General features: G+C 73.3%; 13 protein-coding genes. 10 read left to right on the top strand and 3 right to left on the bottom strand.

The window, feature by feature from the left end; genetic code table 11:
* Positions 1 to 253: 253 nt before the first annotated feature.
* Positions 254 to 1,705, bottom strand: coding sequence for an NCS2 family permease (locus AB0N80_RS09975; RefSeq protein ID WP_315993433.1), 1,452 nt, complete (start codon positions 1,703 to 1,705; stop codon positions 254 to 256).
* A gap of 76 nt (positions 1,706 to 1,781) precedes the next feature.
* Between AB0N80_RS09975 and AB0N80_RS09980 the strand changes: the two genes are divergently transcribed.
* The 10 genes from AB0N80_RS09980 (at position 1,782) to AB0N80_RS10025 (ending at position 14,275) form a co-directional block, all read left to right on the top strand.
* Positions 1,782 to 2,219, top strand: coding sequence for a nitroreductase family deazaflavin-dependent oxidoreductase (locus AB0N80_RS09980; protein ID WP_363578650.1), 438 nt, complete (start codon positions 1,782 to 1,784; stop codon positions 2,217 to 2,219).
* Positions 2,220 to 2,533: 314 nt separating this feature from the next.
* Complete coding sequence (nirB, locus tag AB0N80_RS09985) at positions 2,534 to 5,113, top strand: nitrite reductase large subunit NirB (RefSeq protein ID WP_363578651.1); 2,580 nt, start codon at positions 2,534 to 2,536, stop codon at positions 5,111 to 5,113.
* On the top strand, positions 5,110 to 5,643 hold the full coding sequence (gene nirD / locus AB0N80_RS09990; protein ID WP_363578652.1) for a nitrite reductase small subunit NirD: 534 nt from the start codon (positions 5,110 to 5,112) through the stop codon (positions 5,641 to 5,643). The genes nirB and nirD overlap by 4 nt, the downstream gene beginning before the upstream one ends.
* A complete protein-coding gene (gene cobA, locus AB0N80_RS09995; protein WP_363578653.1) occupies positions 5,640 to 6,893 on the top strand; it encodes a uroporphyrinogen-III C-methyltransferase in 1,254 nt (417 codons plus the stop codon). The genes nirD and cobA overlap by 4 nt, the downstream gene beginning before the upstream one ends.
* A complete protein-coding gene (locus AB0N80_RS10000; RefSeq protein WP_363393306.1) occupies positions 6,890 to 8,029 on the top strand; it encodes a uroporphyrinogen-III synthase in 1,140 nt (379 codons plus the stop codon). Before cobA ends, AB0N80_RS10000 begins: the two co-directional genes overlap by 4 nt.
* Positions 8,026 to 8,931 (top strand): CbiX/SirB N-terminal domain-containing protein, encoded by a 906-nt coding sequence (locus AB0N80_RS10005; RefSeq protein ID WP_315993428.1) that lies wholly within the window; start codon positions 8,026 to 8,028, stop codon positions 8,929 to 8,931. Before AB0N80_RS10000 ends, AB0N80_RS10005 begins: the two co-directional genes overlap by 4 nt.
* A gap of 40 nt (positions 8,932 to 8,971) precedes the next feature.
* Positions 8,972 to 10,462: a DUF6350 family protein gene (locus tag AB0N80_RS10010; protein WP_363393300.1), complete on the top strand. Its 1,491-nt coding sequence runs from the start codon at positions 8,972 to 8,974 to the stop codon at positions 10,460 to 10,462.
* A 139-nt stretch (positions 10,463 to 10,601) separates the two neighbouring features.
* Positions 10,602 to 11,201: a phosphoribosylglycinamide formyltransferase gene (gene purN, locus AB0N80_RS10015; RefSeq protein WP_363393297.1), complete on the top strand. Its 600-nt coding sequence runs from the start codon at positions 10,602 to 10,604 to the stop codon at positions 11,199 to 11,201.
* 62 nt (positions 11,202 to 11,263) lie between these two features.
* Positions 11,264 to 12,874 (top strand): bifunctional phosphoribosylaminoimidazolecarboxamide formyltransferase/IMP cyclohydrolase, encoded by a 1,611-nt coding sequence (purH, locus tag AB0N80_RS10020; RefSeq protein WP_315993425.1) that lies wholly within the window; start codon positions 11,264 to 11,266, stop codon positions 12,872 to 12,874.
* Between the two features lie 420 nt (positions 12,875 to 13,294).
* Positions 13,295 to 14,275, top strand: coding sequence for a DMT family transporter (locus AB0N80_RS10025; RefSeq protein WP_363578654.1), 981 nt, complete (start codon positions 13,295 to 13,297; stop codon positions 14,273 to 14,275).
* Here the strand turns inward: AB0N80_RS10025 and AB0N80_RS10030 are convergent.
* A complete protein-coding gene (locus AB0N80_RS10030) occupies positions 14,256 to 14,771 on the bottom strand; it encodes a DUF1697 domain-containing protein (protein ID WP_363578655.1) in 516 nt (171 codons plus the stop codon). The two genes, AB0N80_RS10025 and AB0N80_RS10030, sit on opposite strands and share 20 nt — an antisense overlap.
* Positions 14,772 to 14,835: 64 nt before the next feature.
* Positions 14,836 to 16,263 carry an NAD(P)/FAD-dependent oxidoreductase gene (locus AB0N80_RS10035; protein ID WP_363578656.1) on the bottom strand — a complete coding sequence of 476 codons (1,428 nt, stop codon included), beginning with the start codon at positions 16,261 to 16,263 and terminating at the stop codon, positions 14,836 to 14,838.
* Positions 16,264 to 16,363 lie beyond the last annotated feature (100 nt).

The following is a 16,363-nucleotide window of genomic DNA, read 5'->3' on the forward strand; positions in this document are numbered from 1 at the left end:
CCGCGGCGCGCCCGAGGCCCCCGCGCCCGCCCCCGCGCGCGGCCCCGGGGCCCCCCCCCCGGCGGGGGCGGGGGGGCCCCCCCCCCCCCCCGCCGCCCCCCCCCCCCCCCCGCCCGCCCCCCCCCCCCCCCCGCCCCCCCCCCCCCCCCCCCCGACCGCAGCGGGTGGTCTCGCGCGGAATGTGTGATGTGGGTGGGCGCACGGGAAAGGGGCCCGGATGCCGTGGCATCCGGGCCCCCGCACAGCACCGGGCTCAGCCCAGCAGCGCCTCGACCGGACCACGCGCGAAGAAGATCACGAAGCCGGCGGCGACGATCCACAGCAGCGGGCTCACGCGGCGGGCGCGGCCCGACAGCGCCTGGATGAGGACCCAGCTGACGAAGCCCGCACCGATGCCGTTGGCGATCGAGTAGGTCAGGGGCATGACCGTCACGGTCAGGAAGACCGGGATGAGCACCGACATGTCGCTGAGGTCGACGTGGCGGATCTGCGCCATCATCAGCGCGCCGACGATCACCAGCGCTGCGGCGGCGATCTCGGTGGGAACGATGCTCGTCAGCGGAGTGAAGAACATCGCGAGCAGGAAGAGCCCGCCCGTGACGACGTTGGCCAGGCCCGTGCGGGCTCCCTCGCCGATGCCGGAGCCCGACTCGATGAAGACGGTGTTCGACGACGAGGAGGTCGCCCCACCCGCCACGGCGCCGATGCCCTCGATCACCAGCGCGGAGCGCAGGCGCGGGAAGGTGCCGTCGGGGGCGGCGAGGCCCGCCTCGCGCGAGAGGCCGGTCATCGTGCCCATGGCGTCGAAGAAGTTGGTGAAAACGAGGGTGAAGACGAGCATCAGGGCCGCGAGGGCACCGATGCGGCCGAAGGATCCGGCGAGGTCGACCTGTCCCACGAGCGACAGGTCGGGCAGGCTCACCCACTGCGACGGCAGCGTCGGCACGCTCAGGCCCCAGCCGCCGGGGTTGCCGTCGGCCTTCGCGCCGAGGCCCATGACGGCCTCGACGATCACCGCGATGACGGTGCCCGAGAGCAGGCCGATCAGCAGCGCGGCCTTGACCTTGCGCACCAGCAGCACGGCGGTGATGACGAGGGTCAGCACGAACAGGGCCGTCGGGATCGTGGCGATCGAGCCGCCCACGCCCAGGCCGACCGGGGGAGAGTTGAGCCCGGTCGAGGTGACGAGGCCGCTGTCGACGAAGCCGATGAAGGCGATGAAGAGGCCGATGCCGACGGTGATCGCGGTCTTCAGCGCCAGCGGGACGGCCTCGAAGATCATGCGGCGCAGGCCCGTGACCGCCAGCAGCACGATGATCAGGCCGTTGATGACGACCAGGCCCATCGCCTCGGGCCAGGTGACCTCGCCGACGATGCCGACGGCGAGGAACGAGTTGATGCCGAGGCCCGCGGCGAAGGCGAAGGGCAGACGGGTGACGAGCCCGAAGAGCATGGTCATCACGCCCGCGGTGAGGGCGGTGACCGCGGCGACCTGCGGGAAGCCGAGGGCGTTGCCGGAGACGTCGGGGGTGCCCGACAGGATGATCGGGTTCAGGATGACGATGTACGCCATCGTCACGAACGTGACGACGCCACCGCGCACCTCCGCGCTCACGGTCGAGCCGCGGGCGGTGATCTCGAAGAAGCGGTCGAGGCCGTTCTTCGGTGCGGGGGTGGCCGTGGTCTCGGGAGCGGAAGCGCTCATGAAGGCTCCAGGAAACGGGAGAGAAACAGGGGAGGGTGAGGACCGGAGGGGAAGACGCCAACGTATCGTGGGAGACATGTCGCTCTCAGGAGAGTATCTGCCCAGCACCAGCGAATGGGCCCGCCAGCAGGCCGAGACGTTCGAGGCCTCGGGAGGCCAGGAATCCGCCGAACTGCGGGGCGTACCCATCATCGTCCTCACCACCGTCGGCGCCAAAACGGGCGGCCTGCGCAAGACCGCCCTCATGCGCGTCGAGCACGGCGGAAAGTACGCGGTCGTGGCATCCAAGGGTGGGGCACCCGAGCATCCCGCGTGGTTCTACAACCTCGTGAAGAACCCGCGCGTCGCCCTCCAGGACGGCGACGTGAAGAAGGAGTACGACGCGCACCAGGCCGAGGGCGCCGAGCGCGAGGAGTGGTGGGGCTACGCGACGGAGGTCTGGCCCGACTACGACGAGTACCAGAAGAAGACGGAGCGGCGCATCGAGCTGTTCGTGCTGGAGCCTGTCGACTGACGCGGCGTCCCTCGGCGGGCGTTGAGGGTCCAAGACACCCGGACGTCGCGAAATTCGTCCGGGGTGTTTTGGACACTCAACGGGTGACAGGCGCGAGAGCGCGCCGGGCACGGAAGAGCGGGACGGATGCCGGCGGCCAAACCTCACACGAGCGCCACCGCCGCGTGAGGGAAACGTTCGCCCGGGGTAACGCCGGGGCGAGGGCGGGGGAAACCTCGGCTGCTTAGCGTCGGGGCATGGCCCGCTCGAACCCCGCAACCGGAACGAAACACGGCGCTGACGCGTCGGCAAAGTCCGCCGCGTACCGTGACGGCATGCTCCACCCCGCTCCATCCGGATCCGTCGTGGTCGTGGGTGCCGGGATGGTGGCCCACCGCTTCGTCGAGAGCCTCACCAGCCGCGACACCGACGGCCGCTGGTCGATCACGGTGCTCGGCGACGAAGCCCGCGGGCCCTACGACCGGGTCGGACTGACGGGCGTCTTCAGCGGCAGGACCCCCGATGACCTCGCGCTCGATCCCGCGGTGCTCGCTCACGAGCGGGTGCGCGTCGAGACCGACGCCCGCGTCACCAGAATCGACCGCGCGGCGCGCACCGTCACCACCGCGGGCGGCTCCACGCACGCCTACGACCGCCTCGTCCTGGCAACCGGCTCCTACGCCGCACGCCTCGCGCTCGACGGCTTCGACCACCGGGGCTGCTTCGTCTACCGCACCCTCGACGATGTCGCCGGCATGCGCGCGTGGGTCGCGCAGCGCTCTGCGCAGCTCGGCCGGCCCCTGCGCGGCGCCGTCGTCGGCGGCGGTCTGCTCGGACTCGAGGCAGCGGGAGCGCTTCAGGCCGAGGGCGTCTCGCCGTTCGTGCTCCAGTCGAACGAGCGCCTCATGTCGGCGCAGCTCGACCTCGGCGGCGCGAAGGCGCTGCAGCGGCTCATCGAGGCGCGCGGCATCGAGGTGCGCACGCGGGCGGTGACGACCCGGGTGGATGCCGACAAGTCCGGCGCCGTGTGCGGCCTCGAGCTGCGCGACGGCACGTGGGAGGCCGTCGACATCGTCGTCTTCACGGTCGGCGTGCGCCCCCGTGACGAGCTCGCGCGCACCGCGGACCTCGCCGTCGACGCGCGCGGCGGCGTCGTGATCGACGCGGGCTGCGACACGTCCGACCCGGCGATCATGGCCATCGGCGAGGTCGCGAGCTTCGACGGTCAGTGCATCGGTCTCGTCGCTCCGGGCTACGCGATGGCGGAGGTCGCCGCGACCCGCCTGCTCGGCGGGGAGGCCGCGTTCGACGGCTTCGACACCTCGGCGAAACTCAAGCTCTCGGGCGTCGAGGTCGCCAGCTTCGGCGACGCGTTCGCCGAGACGCCGAACGCCCTCGACGTCACCTACGCCGATCCGGTGTCGGGCGTGTACAAGAAGCTCGTGTTGAGCGACGACGCACAGACTCTGCTCGGTGGCATCCTCGTCGGCGACGCCTCGGCATACACCTCACTGCGTCCGCTCGTCGGTCGCGCGCTGGGCGGAGACCCGGCCGCGTACCTCATGCCGAGCGACCTCGCGCCGGCCCCGCAGGGCGACCTCCCCGACGACGCGATCGTCTGCTCGTGCAACGGCGTCACGGCCGGCACCGTCCGCGGCGCGGTGACCGAACACCAGTGCGCGGATGCCGCCGAGGTCAAGGCCTGCACCAAGGCCGGGGCGGCGTGCGGTTCGTGCTTCGCGCTGGTGAAGAAGCTCGTGGCGACCGAGCTCGCGGCATCCGGAAAAGAGGTCTCGAACGGCCTGTGCGAGCACTTCTCGTTCACGCGGGCGCAGCTCTTCGACGCCGTCCGCGTCTCGGGGCTGAAAACCTTCACCGCGATCGTCGAGCGCTTCGGCGCCGGTCGCGGCTGCGACATCTGCAAGCCGGCGCTCGCGAGCATCCTCGCCAGCCTCTACTCGGAACACGTGCTCGCCGGCGAGCTCGCGACGATGCAGGACACCAACGACCACGTCATGGCGAACATCCAGCGCGACGGCAGCTACAGCGTCGTGCCGCGCATCCCGGGAGGCGAGATCACCCCCGAGGGGCTCGTCGTGATCGGCGAGGTCGCGCGCGACTTCGGGCTGTACACGAAGATCACCGGGGGCCAGCGCATCGACCTGTTCGGCGCCCGCCTCGATCAGTTGCCCGACATCTGGAAGCGCCTCGTCGACGCCGGTTTCGAGTCGGGCCACGCCTACGGCAAGTCGCTGCGCACGGTGAAGTCGTGCGTCGGCTCGACCTGGTGCCGCTACGGCGTGCAGGACTCGGTCGGCATGGCCGTGCAGCTCGAGCTGCGCTACCGGGGCCTGCGCTCGCCGCACAAGCTGAAGTTCGGCGTCTCGGGCTGCGCGCGCGAGTGCGCCGAGGCCCGCGGGAAGGACATCGGGGTCATCGCGACCGAGGCGGGCTGGAACCTCTACGTCGGCGGCAACGGCGGCTTCACGCCCCGCCACGCGGTTCTCTTCGCCGAGGGTCTCGATGACGAAGGGCTGCTGCGGGCCATCGACCGGTTCCTCATGTTCTACATCCGCACCGCCGACCGGCTGCAGCGCACCGCTCCCTGGGCCGCCGAATACGAGGGCGGCCTCGACGCGCTCAAGGCCGTCGTCTTCGACGACTCCCTCGGCATCGCCGAGGATCTCGACCGCGCCATGGCCTCCCACATCGACGCCTACGAAGACGAGTGGGCCGCGACCCTCGCCGACCCCGAGAAGCTCACGCGCTTCCAGAGCTTCGTGAACGCCCCTGAGGTCGCCGACCCCTCGCTCGCCTACGTCGCCGAGCGCGGCCAGGCCCGCCCCGCCACCGACGAGGAGCGCGCGTCCGGCGCCGTGTTCATCGGCGGTACGACGCTGGCGGTGCGGTCATGACGATGTCGCAGGCGATGACGATGGATGCCGAGACACCGGCCGCGACGCCGAGCCCCGCGCCCGCCGCCCCCGGTGTGACGGCCCCCGCCGCCGCCGCGTCGGCGACGACCGCAGGGCCCGGCGATGAGGCGAGCGCGACCCCCGCGGCCGACGCCCCGCACGGCTGGACCCGCATCTGCCGCGTCGACGACCTCCTGGTCGAGCGCGGGGCGGCCGCTCTCGTCGACGGGCACCAGATCGCGCTGTTCCGCACCTACGACGGCCGCCTCTTCGCCACTGACCAGATCGACCCGTTCAGCGGGGCGGCCGTCCTCTCGCGGGGGATCGTCGGCGATCGCGCGGGCGTGCCCACCGTGGCATCCCCGATGTACAAGCAGGTGTTCGACCTGCGCACCGGCCAGTGCCTCGACACGCAGGGCAAGGAGCCGCTGAGCGTCCGGGTCCACCCGGTCGCGGTGACCGACGGCGTCGTGTTCGTCAAGCTCGCCCCCGCGGCTGATGCCGCCGGCGCAGGAAAGGACCCCCGATGATCGCTCTCGCAGGACTCGACCTCACCGACCGGCTCGTTGTGTGCGTCGGCGCAGGCTCCGTCGCCGAGAAGCGCATCGCGCGGCTCCGCGCCGCCGGTGCCCGCGTGCGCCTGGTCGCGCCGGTCGCCACCGCGGGGCTCACGGCGCTCGCCGTCTCCGGCGACATCGAGTGGCACGAGCGCGCCTTCGAACCCCGCGACCTCGACGACGCCTGGTTCTGCCACACCGCCACCGGCTCGGCATCCGTCGACGCGTCCGTCGTCGCCGCGGCGGAGGCCCGCCGGGTGTGGTGCGTCAACGCCGGGCACGGGGGCAGGGGTACTGCGCGCCTCGCCGCCGAGACCACGAGCGGCGACGTCATGGTCGGCGTCGTCTCGACAGCGGGCGCCGACCCGCGCCGCACCGTCGCGGTCCGCGACGCCATCGCCCAGCGCCTCGCCGAAGGCGCCCTTCCGCTCCGCCGCCGACGTCGCCCGCTCGTGGGGAGCGTGGCGCTCGTCGGCGGCGGCCCCGGCCCGATCGACCTGATGACCGTCCGCGCTCGCGCTCTGCTCGCCGAGGCCGACGTCGTCGTGCACGACCGCCTCGGCCCCACCGGCGTGCTCGCCGAGCTCGGCGACGACGTCGAACTGATCGACGTGGGCAAGCGCCCGCAGCACCACCCGGTGCCGCAGGAAGAGATCAACGCCCTGATCGTGGACCGCGCCGCGAAGGGCTTGCGCGTCGTCCGGCTCAAAGGCGGCGACCCGTTCGTCTACGGACGCGGCGGCGAAGAGGTCCTGGCGTGCCGCGAAGCCGGCATCCCGGTCGAGGTCGTCCCCGGCATCTCGAGCTCGATCGCCGTGCCGTCGGCGGCCGGGATCCCCGTGACGCACCGCGGCGTGGCCGGTACCCTTCACGTCGTGAACGGTCAGGAGACGCCGAGCGAGGCCACCCTCGCGGCCCTCCGCGACGACTCGGCCACGGTCGTCGCGCTGATGGGCGTCAGCGCCCTGCCGCGCTTCGTCGCGGCGGCCCGGGCCGCGGGGGCCCCCGCGGACCGCCCCGTCGCGTTCGTCGAGAACGGACACACGCCCGCGCAGCGGACGATCCGCACGACGCTCGCAACGGCGATCCAGGATGCCGATATCCACCGCCTCGCGAACCCCGCGGTCCTGGTGTTCGGCGAGGTCGCCCGACCCGACCTGCTGCTCCCGGCCGTGGAGCCCGCTGCGGCTTCGGCGGGGGCGCGCGGGGAAGGCATCGGGTGACGACACCCGCGCGGACGATCAGCACGGTGCTCCAGGGCTGCACCGTGCTGCTTCCCGTCGATCGCCGGTCGGGGGAGCTGTCGGCCGCGCTCGAGCGCCACGGCGCGCGCGTCCGCGTCGCGCCGGCGTTGACGATCGTGCCGCACGTCGACGACGAGCACCTCATCGCCCAGACGCGGCGCCTTGTCACCGACCCGCCCGACGTGGTCGTCGCCACGACCGGGGTCGGGTTCCGCGGATGGATGGAGACCGCTGACGAAGCGGGCCTGCACGACGAGCTCAGCGCCGTGATGGACCGGGCGCGCATCGTCGCCCGCGGCCCGAAGGCGCGCGGGGCGATCCAGCAGGCGGGCTTCGACGCCGACTGGGTCGCCGAGAGCGAGACCTCGGCGGAGCTGCGGGACTTCCTCGTCGCCGAGGGCGTGCAGGGTCTGCACGTCGCCGTGCAGCACCACGGCTCGGGAGCCGACGGCCTCGACGAGGCGTTCGAGGCGGCGGGCGCCCGCGTCACGAGCCTGACGATCTACCGGTGGGGGCCACCCCCCGACCCCGAGGTCGTCGCCGCCTCCACCCGTCAGGTCGCGCGCGGCGAGATCGACGCCGTGCTGTTCACCTCGGCACCCGCGGCTCGCGAGTGGGTCCTGGCCGCCGACCGCGCCGACGCCCTGGCGGGGGTCGCCGCCCGCACCGCCGACGGTCGCGTGCTCGTCGCCGCGGTCGGCCCGATCACCGCCGGACCGCTGCGCGACGTCGGCATCGACCCGCTCGTCCCCGATCGCGGGCGCCTGGGCGCTCTCGTCCGGGCCGTCGTGACGCACTACGGCGGCCCCGACGCGGCCGTGCTGCGCACGAGCGCCGGGCGGCTCGGCATCCGCTCGACGGGCATCGTGCTCGAGGGCGTCTTCACCGCCCTGCCGCGGACCGGCGTCGAGATCCTGCGGGCGCTCGCCCGACACCCCGGAGCGGTCGTCTCGCGCGCCGACCTGATCGCCGCGCTGCCGACCGCCGACGCGAGCGGACACGCCGTCGAGGTCGCCGTGGCGCGCACCCGCGAGGCGCTCGGGGGGATCGACCTCATCCGCACCGTGTACAAGCGCGGATACCGGCTCGACATCGTCGACGAGGAGGACGCATGACCGCGGTGCTCATCGCCTGCGCACACGGCACGAGGTTCGAAGAGGGACGCGTCGTCGTGCGCGAACTGCTCGAGGTGCTGCGGGCGACCGCCCCCGCGGGCGTCGAGGTGCACGAGGCCTACGTCGATGTGCACGGGCCGTACGTCACGGACGTGGTGGCCGCCGCGCGCGAGCGGACCGACGACATCGTCATCGTGCCGCTGCTGCTCTCGACGGGGTATCACACCGAGGTCGACCTCGTGGAAGCCGCCGACGGCCTCCCCGTCGCTCCCGCGCTGGGGCCGCACCCCGTGCTGGCCGAGATCCTCGTCGATCGCGTCCAGGCGACGGGCGCGGGACCGGACGACACCGTCGTGCTCGCCGCTGCGGGGTCGACGCGCCCCGGTGCGGTCGTCGATGTCGAGCGCATGGCCGGGTTGATGCGCGCAGCCGGCATCGCCGGCCCCGTCGTGACGGCCTACGCCGCCGCCTCAGAGCCCCGGATCCCGGATGCCGTGCACGCGGCGCGCGCGGAAGGGCGGCGCACGGTGGCCGCGAGCTACGTGCTGGCGCCCGGGCACTTCTCACGCGTGATCGAGAAGGCGGAGGCCGACCTGACCTCGGCACCGATCGGCGCGGATCCGCGCCTGGCCACGGTGGTGTGGGAGCGGTGGGCGGCCGCGCGCGGCGCGGTGCGCGAGCCCGACGCCGCCGACGCGGCTGCGCCTGTCGAAGCCTCCGATCGTGCGGTGGCGTCACGGGCGGAGGTGGCGGCGCCCGTCGAAGCCCCCGGCGGTGCGGTGGGTCCGGACCCTTCGACGGGCTCAGGGTCCTCGGTGGGTGTTGGGCCCTCCGCCGGCACGCCCCGCGGCGCGCGCGCACGCCTGCTTGCGCTGTTCTCGCGCGCTCGCCGCCGCGCCTGAGCGGCGCTCCGGGGCAGCGCGGGTAGGGTCGCAGTCGCCCATGCATCGCCTCCTCGTCGCCCTCTTGGCCGCCCTCGACGCCGTCCTGGCCGCCGCGGGCGGCATCGCCGTCGTGCTCGCCCCCCTCACCCTGCTGTGGGTCTTCGGACTGGGCGCCCCCGACTGGGGAGCGCTGTGGCCGGCGTCGGCGGCCGTGTGGCATCTCGGGCACCTCGTCCCGGTGACGGTGACGCTGCCCGACGCGTATCTGGCCGCCACCGGCATCGATCCGTCGTTCGCGACCTTCACCCTCTCTCTCGCCCCGTTGGCGTTCGCCGCCTTCACCGCCCTCTTCGCCGCCCGCTCGGGCGTGCGCGCCGGTGAGGCGGGCGCCGCCGTCACCGGCTGGCTGTCGGGCTCCCTGGTGTTCGCCGGGCTGGCGAGCCTCGTCGCCCTCACCTCGAACGCCGACCTCGTGGAATCCGAGACGTGGCTGGCGATCCTGCTGCCGGCGCTGCTCTTCCTCGTCCCGTCGTTCATCGGCGCGGTCGTCGGTGCCTGGCGCGTGGGCGACGACGGTCCGGTCGACGCCGTCCGCGATCGGATCGAACGGATGCCGGCCGCTTGGGCGCCCGTGCCCGGACTCGTGCTGCGCGGGCTCGCCCTCACCACGCTGGGCCTCGTCGCCGTCGGCGGCGTCGTCGTGGTCGCGGGTCTCATCACGCGCTCGACCCAGGTGATCGGGCTCTACCAGGCCAGCAACGCCGACGGCATCGGCGCGACCGTCATCGCACTCGGCCAGCTCGTATACCTGCCGACCCTCCTGCTGTGGGCGGTCGCCTTCACCGCCGGACCGGGGTTCGCCCTGGGCACCGACACCGCCGTCACGCCCGCCGCGACGCAGGTCGGCGCGCTCCCCGGCATCCCGGTGCTGGGCGCGGTGCCCGACTCCACGTCGTCGTGGCTGCTGCTGCTCGTGCTGCTGCCGGTGGGGGTCGGCGCGCTGACCGGGTGGATCCTGCGATCGCGGATGCCGTCGAGCGTCGAGCCCGAACCACTCGCGCCACGTCTCGTCGTCGCTCTCGCCGTCGCCGCGTTGACCGGCGGGGTCGGCGCCCTCGCCGCTCTGGCCTCCGCCGGGGCCATCGGACCCGGTCGGCTCGCCGACACGGGACCGCAGCCGGGGCCGCTCGCCCTCGCCCTCGGGATCGAGGTGCTGGTGGGCCTCGCCATCCTGCTGCTGAGCCCGCGCTTCGGTGCCCGCCCCGACGACGCCGACGTCTTCGCCCCGCACCGCGACGAGGCCCCCGCGTTCTCGTTCGCGCCGCGCGATCGAACGCCCTTCGACCGCGACGAGCACGCCACCGGTCCCGCCCCGGCCGTGTCCGCTCCCGGGACGGGCATCGCGCACGACGTGTGGCCGAGCTCCTACCGCGGACCCGACGACTCCGACCCGTCCGCCGCCGGCCCGTCCACCGCCGGCGACGACGAGGTGCGGGCACGCATCCGTGCCGCCTGGGCCGAGTCGAACGACGACGAGCCCCGGCGCTGAGCCGGACCCCGCGCGCGAGCGCGCCGATCCGGCTCCGGGGGAGGAGCCGCGGGCTCCGCTTCCGGAGCGCAGCCCGCGCTCCTGAGCCTCCCGCCGCCCCGCTCGGCGCGCTCCGGCGCACCTGCGTAGACTGACCTCCGTGCTCACGGTCGCCGTCCTCATCTCCGGCACCGGCTCCAACCTCCGCGCCCTGCTCGAGGCGGCCTCCGCCCCCGACTTCCCGGCGCGCGTGGTCGCGGTCGGTGCCGATCGCGAGGCCGAGGGCTTCGCGCACGCCGAGCACTTCGGCATCCCCACCTTCCTCGTGCCCTTCCGCTCGTTCGCCACGCGCGAGGAGTGGGGCGCGGAGCTCGGGGAGCAGCTGTCGGTGTGGAACCCCGACCTCGTCGTGCTCAGCGGCATGATGCGCCTGCTGCCGGCCGACCTCGTCGCCGCGTGGGAGCCGCGCATCATCAACACCCACCCCGCGTATCTGCCCGAGTTCCCGGGCGCGCACGGTGTGCGCGACGCGCTCGCCGCGGGCGTCGACCAGACGGGGGCGAGCGTCATCGTCGTCGACTCGGGTGTCGACACCGGTCCGATCCTCGCCCAGGAGCGCATCCCCGTCCTCCCCGGCGACGACGAGGACACCCTGCACGAGCGCATCAAGCCCGTCGAGCGGCGTCTGCTGATCGACGTGGTGCGACGCATCGCCGAGGGCGAGCTCGACCTCGCCGACTCGGCATCCCGAACCGCCTGACCGTGCGGCGGGTGCTCGCCCGCCGCGATCGAACCCGACTCGAGACACAGGAGCCGAACGCCATGGCCGGACCCCGACACGACCCCGCCGACTACCGTCCCCGCGACGTCGTCCCGATCCGCCGCGCGCTGGTGTCGGTGAGCGACAAGACCGGCCTGCTCGCCCTCGGCGAGGCCCTCGCCGCCGCCGGCGTCGAGATCGTCTCCACCGGCGGCTCGGCCACGCTGCTGCGCGAGGCCGGATACGACGTCACCGACGTGTCGGCCGTCACCGGCTTCCCGGAGTCGCTCGACGGGCGCGTGAAGACGCTGCACCCGAACGTCCACGCGGGCCTGCTCGCCGACCTGCGTCTCGCGTCGCACGAGGCGCAGCTCGAGGACCTCGGCATCCGTCCCTTCGAGCTCGTCGTGGTCAACCTCTACCCGTTCGTCGAGACCGTGGCATCCGGTGCCGAGGGCGACGACGTCGTGGAGCAGATCGACATCGGCGGCCCCGCCATGGTGCGCGCCTCGGCGAAGAACCACGCCAACGTCGCCATCGTCGTCTCGCCCGAGTCGTACCCCGCGATCATCGACGCGCTGCAGGCGCAGGGCGGGACCACTCTCGTGCAGCGCCGCGAGCTCGCCGCGCGGGCCTTCTCGCACACCGCCGCGTACGACACCGCGGTGTCGACCTGGTTCGCCGAGGGCACCCTCGGCGACGACATCGATCTGCCCGCGCACCTCACGATCCAGGCCGAGCGCCTGTCGACCCTGCGTTACGGCGAGAACTCGCACCAGCGCGCCGCGATCTACACGCGCGTCGGCGGACACGGCATCGCTCAGGCCACGCAGCTGCAGGGCAAGGAGATGTCGTACAACAACTACGTCGACGCCGACGCGGCCCTTCGCGCGGCCTTCGACATGGTCAAGCCCGCGGTGGCGATCATCAAGCACGCCAACCCCTGCGGTATCGCGGTCGCGGCGCCCAACGCCCTCGACCCGATCGCGTCGGCGCACCTGCGCGCGCACGAGTGCGACCCCGTCTCGGCGTTCGGCGGCGTGATCGCGGCGAATCGCACCGTGACGCTGAAGATGGCCGAGAACCTGCGCGACATCTTCACCGAGGTCATCATCGCCCCCGACTTCGAGCCCGAAGCGCTCGAGGTGTTCAAGCTGAAGAAGAACCTGCGCGTGCTGCAGCTGCCCACCGACTGGCAGCAGGAGCGCATGGATGTGCGCCTGGTCTCGGGCGGACTGCTGCTGCAGGACGCCGACCGCTTCCCCGACGACATCGAGTCGGTCGCGAAGAACTGGGAGCTCGTCTCGGGCGAGCGACCTGCCGAGGCCGACATGGAGAGCCTGATCTTCGCGTGGAAGTCGTGCCGCGCGGTGAAGTCCAACGCGATCGTGCTCGCACAGGCCTCGGCCACGGTCGGCATCGGCATGGGCCAGGTCAACCGTGTCGACTCGTGCCGTCTCGCCGTCGAGCGTGCGGGCGACCGCGCTCGCGGTTCGATCGCGGCATCCGATGCGTTCTTCCCCTTCGCCGACGGCCCGCAGGTGCTGATCGACGCGGGCATCTCGGCGATCATCCAGCCCGGTGGATCGGTGCGGGATGCCGAGGTCGTCGACGCCGCGCGCGCCGCCGGGGTGACCATGTTCTTCACGGGGGAGCGTCACTTCTTCCACTGACCTCCGGTCGTCGTTCGACGCCGTCGCAGCTCCGGTTGCGGCGGCGTCGTCGCGTGTGCGGGGCGTGCTCCGTCGTGGCGGTGCGGGTGCGGGTGTGGGCCGCGTGGCGGTGGTGCGGGTGTGGGCTGGGTGGGGGCGTGTTCTTTCGTTCGGGGCGGAAGGTACCCGCCCCGAACGCGCGATGACGCCCCGAACCGGCTCGGCCGCCTTCCGCGGCGCGTGCGCCCCGGACGCCCGCGCGCCCGTCGAACCGGCTCGGCCGCCTTCCGCGGCGCGTGCGCCCCGGACGCCCGCGCGCCCGTCGAACCGGCTCGGTCGCCCTCGGCGGGGCGCGGCACGAGGTCGGGGCGGGAGGCGATGGTGCCACGCGACGGCGAGTGGACCGCGCGATGCGCGGCACCCGGCCAGCAGAGTGGGCGGATGCAGAGAGCGTCCGGTTTCGTGGTGCGCGGGGGCCCCGTGACGGGTGGCCTCCTGCGGGGTGGGCTCGTGTGGGGTGGTCTCGGCGTGCTCGCCTTCTCGTTCACGGTCATCTTCACCCGCATCGCGGTCGCGCAGCTCGATCCGCTCTTCGTGGGCGCGGGGCGGGCCGTGGTGGCCGCGGCGATCGCGGGGATCGCGCTCGTCGCGACGCGGTCGCGGCTCCCGTCACCCCGCCAGGCTGCGCGCCTCGTGATCGTGGGCGGGGGAGTGGTGCTGGGGTTCCCGCTGCTCACCTCGTTCGCCTTGACCACGGCACCGGCGAGCCACGGCGCCGTCGTGATCGCCGTGCTCCCCGCCGCCACCGCGGTGGCCGCGGTCATCCGCACGCAGGAGTCGCCGGGGCGGGCGTTCTGGATCGCGGCGGTGGTCGGGGCCGTCGTCGCCGTGACCTTCGCCCTGGCGGGGGGTGCCGGTGGCGTGCACGCTTCCGACCTGCTGCTGCTCGGAGCGGTCGTCGCCGCCGCCATCGGCTACGCCGAGGGTGGGGTGCTCTCTCGCGAGCTCGGCGCCTGGCAGACGATCTCGTGGGCCCTGGTGCTGTCGAGCCCGGTCATGGTGGCCCTCACCGCCGTCTCCGCGATGCGCACGCCGGTCACGGCGGACCCGGCCGCGTGGGGCTCGTTCGCCTACCTCGCCGTGGTCAGCATGTTCCTCGGATTCGTCGCCTGGTACCGCGGGCTCGCCATCGGACCGATGGCCCGCGTCAGCCAACTCCAGCTCGCTCAACCGGTGCTCTCCCTCGCGTGGGCGGCTCTGCTGCTCGGGGAGCAGCTGACCGCCGTCACCGTCGTGGGGGGACTCGCGGTGATCGCGTGCGCGGCGATCGCCGTGACGGTCCGTCAGCGATCGACGGCGCGAGCGAGCGCGCCGACTCGGGGCGCGACGGATGCCGCCGCGTTCACGCGCTCATCTCGATGAGCTTCGCGACGGTGTTGTTGTTGCGCGCGGTACCGACGACGCCGAGACGTCTCTCGAACCACCCGGCCTGCAGCTTCGATCCGCCGATCCCCTCCGGGTAGCGCACGAAGACCTCACGGCCGTCGACCACCGCCTCTTCGGGAACGCCCTGCGGCAGCTCGAGCGTCGTCGTCGCCTCGCCGTCGAGGAACACGGTCTGCACCCATCGCCCCTCGGCCGCATCGGCCCAGGGGTTGCGCGCCCGGGCGTCGACGAGTTCGCGGTGCGTGCGCACGAGCACGGGCAGATCGAAGCCGAAGGCGTCTCGGACGGTGTCGCGGATCACCGCCGCGAGATCGTCGGCGGCGCGGCCGTCGTCGTCGAGCACGAGGTTGCCGGCGACCTGCAGCGTGTCGACGTCTCCGAAGCCGGCGGATGCCAGCGCCTCGCGCAGCGCGGGCATCTTCAGGGCCGTGGTGCCACCGACCCCGCGGATCAGCGCCACGACGCGCGGCATGGTGCGGCCCTCCTCCATCGAGCGGTCGGTTCGAAGGGGGCCGACGACAGCACCGCGCCGTGTCTCACGCCGAGTCGCGCCCCAACGTCTCGAGCAGGCGCAGCCAGACCTCGCTCACCGTCGGGTACGACGGCACCGCGTGCCAGAGGCGCTTCACGGGGACCTCGCCCACCACGGCGATCGTCGCGGAGTGCAGCAGCTCGGCGATGTCGGGGCCGACGAAGGTCGCCCCCACGAGCACGCCGCGATCGGTGTCGACGATCGCGCGGGCCTTGCCGACGTAGGCGTCGGACTGCTCGCTCGAGCCCGCGACGCTGGCCAGGTCGTAGTCGAGCACCGTGACGTTGAGGCCCCTGTCTTCCGCCTTCGCGGCGGTGAGACCGACGGATGCCACCTCGGGATCGGTGAACGTGACCTGGGGCACGGCGTCGTGGTCGGCGGTGGCGACGTGAGCGCCCCACGGGGCGTCGTCGACCTCGTCGCCCTTCGCGCGTGCGGCGATGACGTCGCCCGCGGCCCGCGCCTGGTACTTGCCCTGGTGGGTGAGGAGCGCGCGGTGGTTGACGTCTCCGACCGCGTACAGCCAGTCCGAGCCCCGCACGCGGAGGGTGTCGTCGACGTCGAGCCACTCGCCCGGGACGAGTCCGACGGCCTCCACTCCCAGGTCGTCGGTGCGGGGGACCCGTCCGGTCGCCACGAGCACCTCGTCGGCGGTGACGGTCGTGCCGTCGGACAGCTCGAGCACGACGCGGCCGTCGTCGTCGCGGCGCGCCGACGCGGCATCCGCCCCCGTCTTGACGGTCGCACCGCGGTCGCGGAGGGAGGATGCGACGAGCTCGCCGGCGAACGGCTCGTTTCCGCCCAGCAGTCCGGAGCGCGCGATGATGGTGACCTGTGTGCCGAGGCTCTGGAACGCGGTGGCCATCTCGGCACCGACGACGCCACCGCCGATGATGGCGAGCGAGCCGGGGATCCGTTCGACGGCGGTCGCTTCGCGGCTCGTCCAGGGCGAGACGTCGGCGAGGCCGGGGATGTCGGGGAGGAGTGCGGCGGAACCCGTGCACACGGCGACCGCGTGCCGAGCGACGAGATCGGTCGTGGTGCCGTCGGCGGCGGTGACGCGCACCGTTTTCTCGCCCGTGAGCCGCCCGTGTCCGCGGACGAGGTCGATGCCGGCGCCCTGCAGCCACTGCACCTGACCCGAGTCGTCCCAGTTGCTCGTCATCGTGTCGCGGCGCCGCAGCACCGCGGCCACGTCGAGATCGCCCGTGATCGCCTGCTTCGCGCCGTCGACGTCACGGGCCGCGCGCAGGGCGGCGCCGCTGCGCAGCAACGCCTTCGACGGCATGCACGCCCAGTACGAACACTCGCCACCGACGAGTTCGGACTCCACGATGGCGGCGGTGAGACCGGCCTGCACGGCACGGTCGGCCACGTTCTCGCCCACCGGGCCCGCGCCGATGACGATCAGGTCGTATTCGCGTTCGCTCATGCCCTCACGCTAGCGACGGCCACCGACATCGGGGAGGGGTTGCGGCGATGGCCTCGTCGCTGGATGGCCCCGGGGCCGGCGCGGCCGCCCCGGAGCCACT

Source organism: Microbacterium sp. NPDC089188 (genome assembly GCF_040685155.1).
Classification (GTDB): domain Bacteria; phylum Actinomycetota; class Actinomycetes; order Actinomycetales; family Microbacteriaceae; genus Microbacterium; species Microbacterium galbum.